This window comes from Vibrio ponticus, from assembly GCF_009938225.1.
GTDB lineage: Bacteria > Pseudomonadota > Gammaproteobacteria > Enterobacterales > Vibrionaceae > Vibrio > Vibrio ponticus.
This window is the reverse complement of the sequence record NZ_AP019657.1, coordinates 512,475-528,710: the sequence shown is the minus strand read 5'-3', so window position 1 is coordinate 528,710 and position 16,236 is coordinate 512,475. Positions and strand designations below refer to the sequence as shown.

The window sequence follows — 16,236 nt, the reverse complement described above, 5'->3', positions numbered from 1 at the left end:
GATTCAAACCGTACCTGCCTAAATGCCAGTACGGCGATGAAATCAAGATCGAAATAACAAATCGATCGACAACTATCAGGAATTAAAGCTGCCAAACATAGTCAAGGAGGCCACTATGATCACCCATATCAGTCCTGCGGGTAGTATGGATTTGCTTTCTCAACTTGAAGTTGAGCGCCTTAAGAAAACCGCATCGAGTGATCTGTATCAGTTGTACCGAAACTGCACCCTCGCAGTATTGAACTCTGGTAGCCATACTGATAACTCCAAAGAGTTATTAGACAAGTACAAGTCATTTGATGTGACTGTGATGCGTCGCGAACGCGGGATTAAACTCGAACTCACCAACCCACCAGAACATGCTTTTGTTGATGGTCAAATTATCAAAGGCATTCAAGAACACCTGTTTTCGGTGTTGCGTGACATCGTTTACGTCAATATGCACCTCGCGGACAATCAACGTCTCAACCTAACCAATGCCACTCACATTACGAACTTAGTGTTTGGTATTCTGCGTAACGCAGGCGCATTAACTCCGGGGATCGACCCAAACCTTGTCGTCTGCTGGGGCGGTCACTCTATTAACGAAACCGAATACCAATATACCCGTTTAGTGGGTAACGAACTCGGTCTAAGAGAGTTAAATATCTGTACTGGCTGTGGACCTGGTGCAATGGAAGGTCCGATGAAAGGAGCCGCTATCGGTCATGCCAAGCAGCGTTACACAGACCAACGCTACCTGGGCTTAACTGAGCCTTCTATTATTGCTGCTGAGCCGCCAAACCCAATCGTGAATGAATTGGTGATCATGCCTGACATCGAAAAACGTCTCGAGGCATTTGTGCGTATGGCTCATGGCATTGTGATCTTCCCAGGAGGTCCTGGTACTGCAGAGGAGTTACTCTATATTTTGGGCATCATGATGCACCCAGAAAATGCTGACCAGCCTCTACCAATCGTATTAACCGGTCCAAAAGAGAGTGAAGCCTACTTCCGCTCCATTGATCAATTCATTGGCGACACATTGGGTGAAGCTGCGCAGAAACACTACCAAATTGTGATTGATGACCCAGCTCAGGTTGCACGCATCATGAAACAAAGTATGGAAGATGTTCGAGAGCACCGTAAAGAAACGGGTGATGCGTACAGCTTTAACTGGTCGCTAAAAATCGAACCTGAATTCCAACTGCCGTTTGACCCAACCCATGAAGCAATGGCGAGCTTAGACCTACACCTTAACCAACGCCCGGAAAACTTAGCTGCAGCCCTGCGCCAAGCTTTCTCTGGTATCGTGGCGGGTAACGTCAAAGCCGAAGGCATTCGTGAAATTGAACGCAAAGGTCCATTCATCTTAGATGGTGACGCACAGCTAATGAAGAAAATGGATCGACTGCTAAAAGACTTCGTAAATCAGCATCGTATGAAACTTCCCGGCGGCAGTGATTACGTACCATGCTACAAAATCGCTACTGAGACGAAATAAGACTTTCGCACTCAGTTCTATTACAATAAGGGCCATCGGCCCTTATTTTTTATACCTTTATGTCTATTCATCTCGTTATTATCGATGCACTCAACTTGATCCGTCGTGTTCACTCGGTTCAGCCCGATCCTACTGATATCGCCAGAACGATAGACACAACGGGGCGCACAATCACCCGCATCATCAACGAAGCACAGCCGACTCATATCATTGCGGTATTTGATCACCATCTGCAAGACAGAGGTTGGCGAGGTGAAATTTTACCCGAGTACAAACAAAACCGAAAACCCATGCCCGAGCCTCTGGTCAACGGCTTAGATGCCATTCAAGATGCATGGTGGAAGTTAGGTATTGATTCACTACTCTCAGAAGGTGACGAAGCCGATGACCTGGTTGCAACCTTAGCGATCAAAGTCGCCAGTCACAATGAAAAAGTGACTATCATTTCAACCGATAAAGGCTACTGCCAACTGCTTTCTCCAACCCTGCAGATTCGCGATTATTTTCAACATCGCTGGCTAGATGAACCGTTTATTGAAAATGAGTTTGGTGTAAAGCCGACTCAACTCGCTGACTACTGGGGACTAACCGGTATTAGCTCAAGCCAAGTCCCTGGCGTGGCAGGTATTGGACCAAAAGCCGCAAAGGAAATTTTGACTCAGTTTACCGATATTGAGCAAGCCTTTGCCAGCGAGGAATTACCATCCAAGTACCGTAAAAAATTAGATAAAGATATTGAAATGGCGCGCAAGTGTAAGCAAGTTGCAGCACTAAAAACCGATATCGATCTAGGCTTTAACTTACAAGACCTACGCTACAACGGTCCAAATCAGTAATTCCTCTCGAGGCACAGTTAACTCAATTGTGCCTCTGACTCTCACTTCTCAGATCTTAAGCGTCAGCGCTCTCTATTCTCAACTCTCCCTCTCTCAATTCTCAGTTCTTCCCCTCTCGGCTCTCAATTTCAATTCGCGCAAAGATAGATTTCACTACTGTTGCATCGCTCAACGCAGGCATACACTGCGATCATCCCGCGCGCGCTAGCATCGCCAATGGGGATCTAGCAACAGCCGAATATGATTTGAGGACTTGGTTATATGACTCCACAAGAACAAACAATGATCGAGCAGTTAGCCGACAAGCTGGCTGCAAAACAAGATATAAACCGAGACCAGGCTGCAGCAGAGCTGATTAGCAATAAAATTGCCTCACAACCCGATATTATCTATCGCCTCAGCCAGTTAGCTCTTGCTCAAGAGCTGGCGCTCACCGAGTTGAAAAAGCGTAATGACTACCTGCAAAGCAACGCAGAGTATTATCAACAAGAAGCAAAACGCGGCACCATGAGCAAAATGTTTGGTGAGACTCGTCAGCCACCACGCCCGCCAGCACCAAGCTATCAACCCAGCGCTTTTGGTGGTTTTATGCAGACTGCAGCTGGTGTAGCGGCGGGTATGGTCGCAGGCAGTGCTCTAAGCCATTTGCTCTTTTCTGACTCTCACGCTGCAGAGCCAATGACAGAAAACATTACCAATAATTATTATCAGCAGCCCGACGATAGCGCAGATAGCAATATTGATAACAGTCCGACCGATAACACTCAGAGTGACACAGCAACGACAGATGATAGCGCCAGTTCATTTTTAGCGGGTAGCGATGATTATACCCAAAGCTACACCGGGGGTTGGAACACCGATACCGGATTTGGCAACCCAGATGAACTCAATTTTGATAACTCAAGCTTTAGTGATTCGAGTGTGGATGACTCGAGCTTTAGCGATGACTCAACGCGCTGGGGCGGCGATCAAGATTCGGGCGACGGTTTTGACTTTGGTGGCGATGATTCCGGCAGTTGGGGCGACGACGACTCCTGGTAATTAATGCCTGTCATTACCCAGCTAAAGACACGCCCCCTACTGGTCAATTCTAAGAAGGAGGCTCGACCCATAAATTGTCATTCCCGAGAGGGAGGAACGACCGAGTTGGGAATCTCGCTTTCATAAAACCAAAAAGCAGATTCCCTGCTCGCGCATACGCGCTCCATGGAATGACAAATAGTGTTGTGCCCTTGAAAAGGAAAAATAGTGGTGCGAACCAAGGAATGACAAAGGTGTAACTAAGCGCACTACCGAAGGACAAAAATGGCTTGAGCCTGTGATACAAAAACAAAACCCGCGTTAAACGCGGGTTTTATCAAACACTAAAAAGCCAATATTTAGTGTGGCGAGATGTTCGATAGGCACTGAACGTGCACTGTGATCTCTTCACGGTCATGATATAGATGCTTCGCTTGCAGCTTAAACTTCACGCCGTTCTCGATTAAGAACACCTTTAAGTTTTCGATATCTTGCAGAACTTCGTCGTAACGACCTTTCATTGGCAGCTTAAGGTTAAAAATCGCCTCTTTTGCCCAACCACTGATGATCCATTCACCCATAAGTTGTGCAACGCGAGATGGTTTTTCAATCATGTCACACACCAACCAAGTCACGTTCTTACGCGCTGGCTCAAATTTGAAACCATCTTCTTGATGGTGTTTAACTTGACCGGTATCCATCAGGCTTTGCGCCATCATGCCATTGTCTACCGAATGTACGAACATCGAGCGCTTCACTAGTTGGTAAGTCCAACCACCCGGGCAAGCACCCAAGTCAACGCCCCACATACCTGAAGCTAATCGCTCATCCCACTCATTACGTGGAATAAATACGTGGAAAGCTTCTTCAAGCTTCAAGGTTGAACGGCTTGGTGCATCCGCTGGGAATTTAAGACGCGGGATACCCATAAAGAACTGCGAGTTGTTACCTGGTAATGAGTAACCCACGTAGCAATGACCTGGTTGTACAAAGCAAATATGCAATACCGGCTTTTTCGCATGCTCTTTGTTCATTAGCACGCCTTTGCCACGCAGTGCTTGACGCATTGGCACAGTGAACTTACGACAGAACTTTAATAGCTCTTTTGCTTCATTCGTATCTGGCGTTTCAATGCGAATATCACCACATAGAGGCATCGCATCGACTTCACCAAGCTGATCAAGAATCGGTGAAATACGGTCTTCACGCGGTAAATCCGTAATCTCTGCCGCAACGGCAAACATTTGGCGAGCAAAAATCAATGAGTTGAAATCTAACTCTTTGACTAGCTTTTGCGCATCTCCTGCTTGGTAGCACTCAAACAGCACGTAGCCTGAGTTCTTTTGTAAACGTGGAAAACCAAACACTTCCAACGCCGTAGCACGGTCTTGAATTTCACCGGCACACTCTTTTTCAAAGCCCGAACGGCAATAAAGCATCAGTTGTTTCACTTACTCACCTCTTTTGATCTGTAGTGCTGCGAAAACGAACAGTGCCCAACCTAGCATAAAGGTGAAACCACCCATCGGCGTGATTGGTCCAAACCATTTCACCCCGGTTAACGCTAGCGCATAGAGACTGCCGCTAAAACAAAAGATGCCGATGATAAAGCAAATTGCGGCGATGAAAAAATACTTTTGTGCTTTCTCACCAAGATTAAGTAATAACAGCGCCCCACACAGCACAATCGCGGTGGCATGGATAAACTGATATTGCACTCCTATTGAGAACACTTCTAATAAATAAGGCGAAAGCATTTTCTTTAAACCGTGAGACGCAAAAGCGCCGAGAGCCACACCTAGCCCCGCGAGAACACCGCCCACCGCAAGAAGATTATTAGCGCGCATTAATGATCTCCCTTATAACAAGCAAAAATAAACTGACTCAATACTTCTACTGCATGAGCAAGGTTACCTGCTTCCGTATAGCCTGAGCTTTTACGCGGTTTAAAGCTATGGTCACCATCCGCAATAAACTCTACCTGTACACTGTCTGCCAAAGCAAAATCGGTAAACTCTTCACGCTTACCAAAGGTATCTCGCTCGCCCTGCAAAATCACGCATGGCTTAGCCAAACTCGCTAAATGCTCACCTTTGTATTTCTCAGGTTTACCCGGTGGATGAAACGGGTAACCTAAACAAGCAATACCCGCAACCTGAGCGTTATCGCCAAGCAGGCTTGCCATACGACCGCCCATCGATTTACCGCCAATGACAATCGGTTTATCCGCATAGTCAGCAATCACTTGCTCAAATGCTTCAAGCAATTTAGGCGCTCGATCGGGTGGACGCTTCTTGCCGTCTTCAGCGCGCTTGACCATATAAGGAAAATTAAAGCGGATAACTTGAATACCCTTTGCCGCGAGCCCATTCGCGACTTGCTGCATAAATGCATGGTCCATACCAGCGCCTGCACCATGGGCAAAAACAAATAATGGCGAACCTTGTTCGCCATCAACGATTCGATTACTCGTCATCTTCTAGTAGTTCCTCTTGCTCACTCTGTGCTTTGGCTAGCATCCAATCACGGAAAGTGGCGATACGCCCCATGTCAGCTTGCTTTTCATGACAAACAACGTAGAAAGCATTTTTTGAAACCAACACTTCGTCAAAAGGGGCTATCAAACGCCCAGCATCCAACTCTGGCTGCGCTAACACGTTGTTACCTAGAGCAACACCTTGCCCGTGAGCAGCCGCTTGCAACACCATTGTCGAGTGGCTAAAGATTGGACCATGATTAACGTTAACACCTTCAATGCCATGCGACTTAGCAAATTGTTTCCAATCTTTACGCGATGTATCGTGCAATAAGGTGTGATTTTTTAAGTCCGCTAATTCAGCGAGCGGTTTAGGACCGAGTAGCAGTGACGGTGAACAAAGTGGGATTAGAAATTCTTGATAAAGTTTATCGGCACGTAAGCCCGGCCAATTGCCTCGACCATAGTAAATCGCCACATCAACATCATCGGTTAACGAACCTTCTTCAATATCGACCGCTTTTATTCTAACGTCGATATCTGGCTCTTGCTGATTAAAGTCCGCTAAGCGAGGAACCAACCATTGAATCGCGAAACTTGGTGATAAACTAATCGTAAGCGCACCTTTTTCACTGCGTTCTAATACTTTGTCAGTGGCTTCTGCTAGTGACGTGAAAATATCTTTGATGTCGAGAAAGTAACTTTGCCCCTCTTCGGTTAGCAAGAGTGAACGGTTGCGGCGGCGAAACAGTTTCAAACCAAGAAACTCTTCTAAAGCCTTGATTTGATGGCTAACTGCGGCTTGTGTCACAAATAACTCTTCTGCTGCTCGCGTAAAACTTAGGTGGCGAGCCGCTGCTTCAAATACCTTCAATGAGTTTAAAGGCGGTAGTCTTCTGGACATAGGAAGCCCTCAATGTATTGGATTAGTTTTTTTTATCTGAAACATTATAAAATGTCCATTGCCTGACGACCAGAGAAATTCTATATTTCGTCTCGCAACGCGAGCCTGAACGGCTTGGTTTATTTTAAATCAATTGGCTTTGTTGTTGCGATGTTGTGTTTGCAAACTCGTATTTCGAGTTCGGTAGATTTCTACCATGGTTTTGTTTCATTTATCCCAAGAAACAAAACGTATACTTCCTGTATTTATTTTGACCTGTCTGTCAAATTTTTTAGCACCGCCTAATAGGCGGTGTTTTTTTATGCCCGGAGTTTACTCCTACCCTCAGTTCAAACATCGAAAGCGAGATTCCTGACTACGCCCTGTGGGCTATCAAGAATGGCAAAAAATAGTACTCAGTTCTCTAATCTCGCTTCCCCCTACATTTTGTCATTCCATGCAGCGAGGCACGAGCGTGACAGGGAATCTCTCTAGCTACCCAAAACCAGATTACTGACCACACCCTACAAGCCTTCAAGAATCACAAAAACGAGACAAAAAAAAACGCAAACCGAATGAACGATTTGCGCTTAATTGATTCTTTTAACAACGCTGATTAATTAGCGCTGCACCACCATTATGGGCGGTAAACCTTCACGTTTGCGAAGCCTTGCTCTTGCAAGTAAAGCGCTTGCAAGCGGCTCATTACGCCACGCTCACAGTACAATAGGTAGGTCTTGCTCTGGTCAAGATCACCAAACTGAGTCGATAGCTTGTAGAAAGGTAGGTGCTTAACTTCAACACCGTCGATTTCTAATGGGCTTTCATCTTCTTCGTCTGGGCTACGGATATCCAGCACGATTGCGTGCTCTTCTACCGCTTGAACTTGCTCAACTTCAGGTGCCGCTTGTTCTGTCTCTTTCGCGATATCACGAATGTCCATTTGGCGCGCTTCGTAAACCACTTTTTCTAGAATAGAGAAGTCGAATTTCTCTTCTTCGGCTTCTAGGCGACCTTTCACCGCTTTCACTGTTGGTTTCTTCGAGATCACACCACAGTATTCAGGCATGGTCTTAGCAAAATCTTCAGTACCGATATCGCGAGCAACGTTGATGATATCTTCTTTATCCCAGTTGATCAGTGGGCGCAGAATCAATGTATCCGTTACGCCATCAATGTGGCGCAGGTTCGTTAGCGTCTGGCTTGATACCTGACCTAGAGCTTCACCAGTCACAAGCGCCTGAATGCCAAATTTCTCAGCAATCATGCCCGCAGCACGCATAAACATACGTTTTAGGATAACGCCCATTTGACCGTCATCCACTTTCTCTAGGATCTCTGCTACAACAGGTTCAAAGTCTACTGAGATAAAGCGTACTTTTGCTGATGAGCCGTACTTATTCCATAGGTAGTGAGAAACTTGCTTAACGCCGATCTCGTGCGCAGGACCACCTAGGTTAAAGAAACAGTAATGTACTTTTGAGCCACGCTTGATGTGTAGATAGCTTGAAACACCTGAGTCGAAACCACCAGAGATCAGGCTCAACACATCTTCTTGTGTTCCTAGAGGGAAACCACCAAGACCTTTGTGACGAGCAAGAACTTGGTTTAGCTTATCGCCAGACACTTCAATGTTGATTGTCACTTGTGGGTTACGCAGCTTCACGCTTGCGGTTTCTACCGCTTGGTTTAGACCGCCACCAACATAACGCTCAAGTTCAAGTGAGTTAAACTCATGCTTACCACGACGCTTAGCACGTACTACGAACGTTTTGTTCTCGATAAGTGAACCACTTAATTCAAGCACTTGCTCGTAGATGTTGTGCATATCGGTAAAGTCAGACTGCTTCACTTCCAATACGTGATGGATACCTGGCGTATGCGTTAGGATTTCTAACACCTCAGCATGGTATTGGTCGCTCTCTGACGTCACTTCGATATGGTCGCGACGGTTAAACACCGCTACAGACTCGGTACGAAGCTTGATAATGTTGCGAATGTTACACTCAAGAATCTTTGTGAAGCGCTTACGCACCGACTCACTTTTTACAAAAATTTCTGGATGGGGCTTTACAATAAATTTCATACTTCACTTCACTGGTTAACAGTTTTCGCAATCATCACTTATGTGCGGTTCAATTTGGTAAACATGGCACACAGGACCTTAAGGGCGCAAGATTATACATGATGAAAAGAGCATAAAAAAGACGAGCGTGATGCTCGTCTTATAGTTTAGCTTGAATTCGGCACTAGTTCTGCGTTACAGGGACCGTTTCACTATAAAGTGGCTCACCCTGCATAATGCTAATTTCAACTCGTCGGTTTCGTGAACGCTGTAGCTCAGTATCGTTAGGTCCCAGCGGCTCAGTATCTGCCATACCCCGTACACGCAGACGCTGATGCGAGAATCCACGCACTTTTTCCATCTCTTGAGCAACAGAAACAGCCCGTTGAGCAGAGAGATCCCAGTTTGAACGGTAAAGCTCCGAATCTAACCGCTGATTATCAGTATGACCTGAAACGCGAACAATACCTGGCACATCTTTGACCAACTCTGCCACTTGGCGCACCAATGGGCGGAACTTAGGCTGTAAGAAAGCCGATCCGGCAGGGAAAGCACCCTGCTCGCGAATTCGAATCACGATCTGTTGTCCGAGGTTTTCCACTTCAATCGCACCTTGGTCGATTTCACGCTCGAGCGCCTTCTTAATGCTCTCAGTTAACGTTTCCATCTCTTCTGTGGATTGGGCTTGCTGCTGCCTTTCTTGGTCTGAATCTGAGTTTTGATTCTTTTGCGTCGAAGTTTCTGGTGACTGACCACCGGTTAACTTACCTTGGTCACGCTGAGTACCACCCGCACGATCAGACTCACCTTCATGAAAGTCGAGCGTCTGCTGAGTAATATCAATCGTCTGCTGCATAATCACGTCAATCGGTGTTGGCTCTGGGCGACCAGGGCGAAACTCTTGCGCAATAATACTGGTACCCTTAGGGATGTCTTTCACTTCGAGCTGGTTTTGTACCCCGAAGGCAAACTTCATTGAACCCGCGATCTGTTTAAATTTCAGTACATCCATTTCCGAAAACGAAAGGAGCAGTACGAAAAAACACATCAACAGCGACATCAAGTCAGAGAAGGTTGTCATCCACAAGGGGGCACCGGGTGGCGGACATTTGCAATCGTTATCTTCATCCATAACTCAACCTTAACTGTTGTCGATGTCGAGTGAACGTTTACCCTCGTTGAGGTAGTTCTTCAAGTAACTGTCGATTACACGGGGGTTTTGACCATCTTGAATCGCTAATACCCCATCCATAATTAGACGGCGGTTTAGCTTCTCTTGCTCACGACGCAGCGACAACTTATCTGCGATCGGAAAAAACACCATGTTAGATAACACCGCGCCGTACAAAGTCGTCAGAAGCGCTACCGCCATCGCAGGACCAATCGCTTTAGGGTCATCCATGTTCGATAGCATAGCAACCAGACCCACCAGAGTACCGATCATCCCCATCGCGGGAGCTACGTCACCGTATGCCTTGAACGCACCAGCACCTTTCTCGTGGCGCTCATCGGTTAAGGCGATATCTTTTTGCAGTGCTGAGCGCACCACGTCAGCATCATGACCATCCACTAACAGGTCGATACCTTTTTGCATAAAGCTGTTGGAAATTTCCATCTCTTCTAAAGCAAGGAAACCACCTTTACGAGCAGCGTCTGCCATTTCGACAATCTTAGCAATCAGGTCTTCTGGTTCATCCGCTTTGAACATAAAAGCTTTGCCGGCAATTTTAGCCGCACCAAAAAACTGTCCCATGGTGAATTTCATCAATACTACAAAAGTTGAGCCACCAACAACGATCAAAATGGATGTAACGTCTACGTACATCCCAATACTTCCGCCTAGGACCATTGCCATGATAACGAAAGCGAAGCCGCCAATTAGGCCCAAAAGGGTAGCTAAATCCACACAGCACTCCTCATGCTAACTTATTACTCTATCTTTGGAATTATATCGGCAGGCTTAATGAATCTTTAGCTTTTTTATTGGTATCACTCTCACAAACTCCCTAAAACCATACCCAATTAGGCAATATTCCATGGTTGTGTCAGCAAAAGCTGATGCGTAAGGCAGAATAAAAGCGTAATTACACCGAACAAACTCGATTTTTCTGACAATTTTACTCGGTTAAATTTGACCATCATTCAGTGCTAAGGTAACTTTCGTGCATCTTTCCAAAACTAGTAAAATTATGGCGAGCAAGAAACCAGAAAATATGACCTTTGAAGCAACCATCGAAGAGTTGGATTCAATTGTTGAAGATCTCGAAAATGGTGACCTAGCATTAGATGAGGCACTAAAAAAGTTCGAACGTGGCATCTCTTTAGCTCGCGCAGGCCAAACTAAGCTCAATGACGCCGAGCAACGTGTTAGCATTTTGTTGCAAAATGATGATAATGCTCCACTGTCTGAATTCACTCAGCAGCCTGAATAATAATATTGTTAGAAGATCGCTCTATGCTTGAGGCATTAATCTCGTTCCAGCAACGAAACAACCAACAATTGGAATGGTGGCTTAGCCAGCTTCCTCATCAAAATCAGCCGCTCATCGATGCCATGCGTTATGGCTTGCTGCTCGGAGGCAAACGCGCGCGTCCATTCTTGGTGTATATCACTGGACAAATGCTTGGCTGCAAAGTCGAAGATCTTGATACTCCTGCTTCAGCGGTAGAATGTATCCATGCCTATTCTTTGATTCATGATGACTTACCTGCAATGGACGACGACGAGCTGCGTCGTGGTCAACCGACTTGCCATATCAAGTTTGATGAAGCAACCGCCATTCTTACCGGTGATGCGCTACAAACACTTGCGTTTACTATTCTTGCCGATGGTCAGTTGAATCCAAATGCCGAAGCAACGCGTATAAAAATGGTCAAGTCATTGGCAGAAGCCTCTGGGGCTGCGGGCATGTGTATGGGGCAAGCTCTCGACCTTCAAGCCGAAAATCGCAGTGTGGATTTGCAGGAACTTGAAGAAATTCACCGCAATAAAACCGGTGCATTGATGAAGTGTGCGATTCGACTTGGCGCACTGGCAGCTGGCGATAAAGGTATCGCTGTAATGCCATTACTCGACAAATACGCCGATGCGATTGGTTTGGCGTTTCAAGTGCAAGACGACATTCTTGATATCATTAGCGATACCGAAACGTTAGGTAAACCGCAAGGCTCAGACCAAGAGCTAAACAAAAGCACCTACCCAGCTCTGCTAGGATTAGAGGGTGCGATTGAGAAAGCTAACAATCTGTTACACGAAGCGCTTCAAGCGCTGGATGCGATACCATACAATACTGAATTACTGGAAGAGTTCGCCCGATACGTCGTCGAGCGCAAAAACTAACAAAACAAGCGCGCATAATTATGACTCTTGATATTTTAAAGTACCCAACACTAGCACTGGCAGATACGCCAGTTGAGCTGCGTAGCCTACCGAAAGATATGCTGCCAAAGCTGTGTGATGAGTTACGTACTTACCTTTTAAACTCAGTAAGCCAATCGACTGGTCACTTGGCTTCAGGCTTAGGTACGGTTGAATTAACCGTAGCGCTTCACTACGTCTACAACACGCCGTTTGATCAACTCATTTGGGACGTAGGTCATCAAGCTTACCCACACAAAATTTTAACCGGTCGCCGCGAACAGTTGCCAACTATCCGCCAAAAGGGTGGATTACACCCATTTCCGTGGCGCGAAGAGAGTGAATACGACACGCTATCGGTCGGTCACTCATCCACGTCGATCAGTGCCGCTCTAGGCATGGCGATTAGCGCTCACAAAGAGAATCAAAACCGTAAAGTGGTCAGTGTGATTGGCGATGGCGCGATTACCGCAGGCATGGCATTTGAAGCCATGAACCATGCTGGTGACATTCACCCAGATATGCTAGTGATTCTCAACGATAATGAAATGTCGATTTCAGAAAACGTTGGCGCGCTAAACAACCATCTTGCTCAACTGCTATCAGGCAACTTCTACACCTCAATACGAGAAGGTGGTAAACGCGTACTCTCTGGCGTTCCGCCGATTAAAGAACTGGTACGCCGCACTGAAGAGCATCTGAAAGGCATGGTGATCCCTGGAACTCTGTTTGAAGAGCTTGGCTTTAATTACATTGGTCCAGTTGATGGTCATGATGTGATTGAGTTGGTCAAAACTCTTAAGAACATGCGTGAACTTAAAGGTCCGCAGTTCCTGCATATCATGACTAAGAAAGGTAAAGGCTATGAACCAGCGGAGAAAGATCCGATTGGTTACCATGCCGTGCCTAAATTCGACCCAAGCCACTCGAGTCTGCCAAAAACGAGCAGTAGCAAACCGACCTTCTCAAAGATCTTTGGTGACTTCCTTTGTGATATGGCCGCCCAAGATCCTAAATTGATGGCGATAACACCAGCAATGCGTGAAGGCTCAGGTATGGTTCGTTTCTCGAAAGAGTTCCCTGAACAATACTTCGACGTTGCCATTGCAGAGCAACATGCGGTAACGCTTGCAACAGGTATGGCGATTGCGGGTAATAGCCCTATCGTTGCAATCTACTCAACATTCTTGCAGCGCGGCTACGACCAATTAATCCATGATGTTGCCATTATGGACTTACCCGTGATGTTTGCTATTGACCGCGCAGGTCTGGTCGGTGCCGATGGTCAAACTCACCAAGGCGCGTTTGATATTAGCTTTATGCGCTGCATTCCAAACATGGTGATCATGACACCAAGTGACGAGAATGAGTGTCGCCAAATGCTTTACACTGGCCACAACCATACCGGACCTAGCGCCGTTCGTTACCCTCGTGGTAGTGGCATGGGTACACCGATTGAGCAAGAGTTTACCGCACTTGAAATTGGTAAAGGTCGTATGATGCGTCAAGGTGAAAAAGTGGCCATTCTAAACTTTGGTACCTTTATGCCAAATGCCCTAGAGGCAGCAGAAGTGCTCAATGCTACCGTGGCTGACATGCGCTTTGCTAAACCACTCGATCATGAGCTAATCAAACAACTTGCGGCAGATCATGATGTGCTTGTTACGCTGGAAGAAAATGCCATTGCTGGCGGTGCGGGTGCGGGTGTCGTTGAGTTTATGATGCAAGAGAAGATCATTAAGCCTGTGCTTAATCTCGGTCTACCTGACCGCTTTATTGCTCAAGGCACACAACAAGAATTGCACCAAGAACTCGGTCTTGATGCAAAAGGCATTGAGCAGTCAATTCGCGACTACTTAAGCAAATAATATTCTTGTGCAATCACTCACTACGACAAAGCCCTCAATTGAGGGCTTTGTTTTTATCTCGTGTTTCAATGTAGTGATAAATCTGGGCTAAACCTGCGGCTCTTGCCACTCAAACTGCTCAAACAGACGATGCCAAGTGTTATCAAAACCGGCGGTAATTACTAATGTCTCACCGCTAAATGGATGGACAAACTCTAAGCTTGTTGCGTGTAACAATAAACGGTGTGAGTCATACACATCACGAAATAGCTTGTTGTGCTTGCCATCACCATGGGTGGTGTCACCCACCATAGGGTGGCGTAGATGAGCCATGTGGCGACGCAGTTGATGTTTACGCCCGGTATGAGGGTTTAACTCCATCATACAGTAGCGAGTAGTTGGAAAACGCCCTGTTGAGTGTGGTATTTCTACTTTAGCCAACGGACGATAATCCGTTACCGCTTCTTGAGCTTCTTTTTCTTGGCTGGCAAATTTATCGGCAATTTTATCCAACTCGACTTTTAATGGATAATCCAGCGTTCCCGCCTCTTCTATCCAACCACGTACAATTGCATGATAGGTTTTCTTCATCTCATGATTGGCAAACATGGGCATCACTTGCGCAGCAATTTCACTCGATAACGCAAAAATCAATACACCCGAGGTTGGTCTATCTAAACGGTGTAGAGGGAATACATGCTGACCAATTTGATCACGCAGGGTTTGCATCACAAACTGGGTTTCATGCTTATCCAGCCAACTGCGATGCACCAGCATTCCCGCTGGTTTGTTCACCGCAACAAAATACTCATCCTGATAAACGATGTCTAACACTTAAGCTGCCTCTGAATCAATCTGGCGAATCACCGTAATAACGGATACATAGTGAGTATGCTGTTTCCAGCACTCTTCAAAATATGGCGCAATGGCAAAACCTTGCGGTAGCGAAAGCTCTGCTTCGATCAACTGACGCATTTTAGGCAAGAAGATCCATTGCAGCCATTCATGTGGCTCTAACGTATCAATGGCGAAAGGTTGCTCGCTCGCAAGTGCCTGTGCAGATGGCGGCATATCTTGCCACAACTCTACCTCGCGAAGTTGTTGCTCAAGCTGGTTAAGTAAAACCGTGAGCGAAGTATCCTGTTTCATTTATCTTTTGTCGTTGACCTTGAAATTGGCCTATAGAGTACCATTTATAAGGGAAAGAAAGTTAGGAAAAGTCTCCCATGGATACCATTCATACCCTGAGCGAACTGCTACGCAACAGTGACTGTACATTTAAGATCTTCGATTTAGGTCGTCGTATTAAGACTATCGATAATCAAGTCTTTGAACAGATCGAGAAAGGTCAGCAGCCATACCCTTATCCTCTGCAGCGCAAAGCACATATGGCGATTGCCTATTGGAATGAAGCTAAGCAACCTTGGATTTGGTTTTTAAAGTTTGAACTCGATGAACGAGGTCTACTAAAACAAGCTGATGTAGGTAACTTTATCAAGTTTGTCGTCGAAGCGATGGGAACACGCTTGAATCAGGATATGAGTGAGGAGCAGCAACAAAAGCTGGCGAATAACCCTTACACTTTCAAACCATCAGAAGACAAGATGGCAGTATTCCACAGCCAAATTCGCGCCGATTTAGACCTGCCATGCAGCCAGTATTACGAACATGCCCAACACTACTTTAAAGGTGGTTTGGGGTGGCAAAACTGGCAAACGGTCGGGTTACAGGGGATCACTGATATCGCCGCACGTCTTGGCACAGAGCAAAATGGCGTAGAGCTACGTAAAGCCCTGCCTAGTTTACCCTCTGAACCGCTCTACGCTCTACTTGGTGCTCTTGAGCATACAGAGCTAACCGATAAGCTTGCTCAACGTATCGCTGAATTGGCGCAGGCACAAATTGACAGTAATGAGCCGGATCTGTTTCTTCTCTCCGCTCTGACTCGCGCACTAGCGGGAGCTAATCATAAAATCGCATTACCCATTTTAGAGCAAGTGTTAGCTAGCCCACGCCTCAGCCACCAAGAAATTCTGATTGGTGTTGCCGGACGTTGTTGGCACTTATTGGCTAACGCTGATATTGCCGAACAATTCTTACTGCGTCTTGCCCAGACGGGTAACCAAAATTTATTTAACCAACTGTTCGCGGACTTAGTCATGCTGCCTGAACTGCGTATGGTTCTGCTGCCTTTACTCCATTCATCGCCATCAGCAGAATTAGCCAATGCGTTGATAAATTTACAACAAGCAGCCAAAGCTTAAACTG

16 protein-coding genes are annotated in these 16,236 nt (G+C 46.2%); 7 read left to right on the top strand and 9 right to left on the bottom strand.

Going from position 1 to position 16,236, the window contains the following annotated elements:
- Positions 1–115 precede the first annotated feature (115 nt).
- The 3 genes from ppnN (at position 116) to GZN30_RS02330 (ending at position 3,360) form a co-directional block, all read left to right on the top strand.
- Positions 116–1,483 (top strand): nucleotide 5'-monophosphate nucleosidase PpnN, encoded by a 1,368-nt coding sequence (gene ppnN, locus GZN30_RS02340; RefSeq protein WP_075650454.1) that lies wholly within the window; start codon positions 116–118, stop codon positions 1,481–1,483.
- Between the two features lie 59 nt (positions 1,484–1,542).
- Positions 1,543–2,319 carry a flap endonuclease Xni gene (xni, locus tag GZN30_RS02335; RefSeq protein ID WP_075650456.1) on the top strand — a complete coding sequence of 259 codons (777 nt, stop codon included), beginning with the start codon at positions 1,543–1,545 and terminating at the stop codon, positions 2,317–2,319.
- Between the two features lie 261 nt (positions 2,320–2,580).
- Positions 2,581–3,360 carry a DUF2076 domain-containing protein gene (locus GZN30_RS02330; protein ID WP_075650458.1) on the top strand — a complete coding sequence of 260 codons (780 nt, stop codon included), beginning with the start codon at positions 2,581–2,583 and terminating at the stop codon, positions 3,358–3,360.
- A 338-nt stretch (positions 3,361–3,698) separates the two neighbouring features.
- Here the strand turns inward: GZN30_RS02330 and rlmM are convergent, their stop codons facing one another.
- The 7 genes from rlmM to pomA all read right to left on the bottom strand — a co-directional run bounded on the left by rlmM (position 3,699) and on the right by pomA (position 10,669).
- A complete protein-coding gene (gene rlmM, locus GZN30_RS02325; protein ID WP_075650460.1) occupies positions 3,699–4,790 on the bottom strand; it encodes a 23S rRNA (cytidine(2498)-2'-O)-methyltransferase RlmM in 1,092 nt (363 codons plus the stop codon).
- Positions 4,791–5,186, bottom strand: a complete 396-nt coding sequence (locus GZN30_RS02320) for a DUF423 domain-containing protein (protein ID WP_075650462.1) — start codon at positions 5,184–5,186, stop codon at positions 4,791–4,793.
- The gene (locus tag GZN30_RS02315) at positions 5,186–5,815 is read right to left on the bottom strand and encodes an alpha/beta fold hydrolase (protein ID WP_075650464.1); all 630 of its coding nucleotides are present in this window, start codon (positions 5,813–5,815) and stop codon (positions 5,186–5,188) included. The genes GZN30_RS02320 and GZN30_RS02315 overlap by 1 nt, the downstream gene beginning before the upstream one ends.
- On the bottom strand, positions 5,805–6,719 hold the full coding sequence (locus GZN30_RS02310) for a transcriptional regulator GcvA (protein WP_075650466.1): 915 nt from the start codon (positions 6,717–6,719) through the stop codon (positions 5,805–5,807). The genes GZN30_RS02315 and GZN30_RS02310 overlap by 11 nt, the downstream gene beginning before the upstream one ends.
- Positions 6,720–7,335: 616 nt before the next feature.
- A complete protein-coding gene (thiI, locus tag GZN30_RS02305; RefSeq protein WP_075650468.1) occupies positions 7,336–8,784 on the bottom strand; it encodes a tRNA uracil 4-sulfurtransferase ThiI in 1,449 nt (482 codons plus the stop codon).
- A gap of 163 nt (positions 8,785–8,947) precedes the next feature.
- The gene (locus tag GZN30_RS02300; protein WP_075650470.1) at positions 8,948–9,895 is read right to left on the bottom strand and encodes a flagellar motor protein MotB; all 948 of its coding nucleotides are present in this window, start codon (positions 9,893–9,895) and stop codon (positions 8,948–8,950) included.
- Between the two features lie 9 nt (positions 9,896–9,904).
- On the bottom strand, positions 9,905–10,669 hold the full coding sequence (pomA, locus tag GZN30_RS02295) for a flagellar motor protein PomA (protein ID WP_075650472.1): 765 nt from the start codon (positions 10,667–10,669) through the stop codon (positions 9,905–9,907).
- Between the two features lie 283 nt (positions 10,670–10,952).
- Between pomA and xseB the strand changes: the two genes are divergently transcribed.
- From xseB to dxs, 3 genes are read left to right on the top strand one after another with little or no spacing between them, the layout of a single operon-like run.
- A complete protein-coding gene (xseB, locus tag GZN30_RS02290) occupies positions 10,953–11,195 on the top strand; it encodes an exodeoxyribonuclease VII small subunit (RefSeq protein ID WP_075650474.1) in 243 nt (80 codons plus the stop codon).
- Positions 11,196–11,218: 23 nt separating this feature from the next.
- Entirely contained in the window at positions 11,219–12,103 is an 885-nt protein-coding gene (gene ispA, locus GZN30_RS02285; protein WP_075650476.1) for a (2E,6E)-farnesyl diphosphate synthase, read from the top strand.
- Between the two features lie 20 nt (positions 12,104–12,123).
- Positions 12,124–13,989, top strand: coding sequence for a 1-deoxy-D-xylulose-5-phosphate synthase (gene dxs, locus GZN30_RS02280; protein ID WP_075650478.1), 1,866 nt, complete (start codon positions 12,124–12,126; stop codon positions 13,987–13,989).
- An 87-nt stretch (positions 13,990–14,076) separates the two neighbouring features.
- On the opposite strand, the gene truC is transcribed toward dxs, so the two are convergent.
- Both truC and GZN30_RS02270 read right to left on the bottom strand, forming a co-directional pair.
- Positions 14,077–14,802 (bottom strand): tRNA pseudouridine(65) synthase TruC, encoded by a 726-nt coding sequence (truC, locus tag GZN30_RS02275; RefSeq protein WP_075650480.1) that lies wholly within the window; start codon positions 14,800–14,802, stop codon positions 14,077–14,079.
- Entirely contained in the window at positions 14,803–15,117 is a 315-nt protein-coding gene (locus GZN30_RS02270) for a YqcC family protein (RefSeq protein ID WP_075650482.1), read from the bottom strand.
- 77 nt (positions 15,118–15,194) lie between these two features.
- Between GZN30_RS02270 and GZN30_RS02265 the strand changes: the two genes are divergently transcribed.
- Complete coding sequence (locus tag GZN30_RS02265) at positions 15,195–16,232, top strand: DUF3549 family protein (RefSeq protein ID WP_075650484.1); 1,038 nt, start codon at positions 15,195–15,197, stop codon at positions 16,230–16,232.
- The last annotated feature ends 4 nt before the right edge of the window (positions 16,233–16,236 follow it).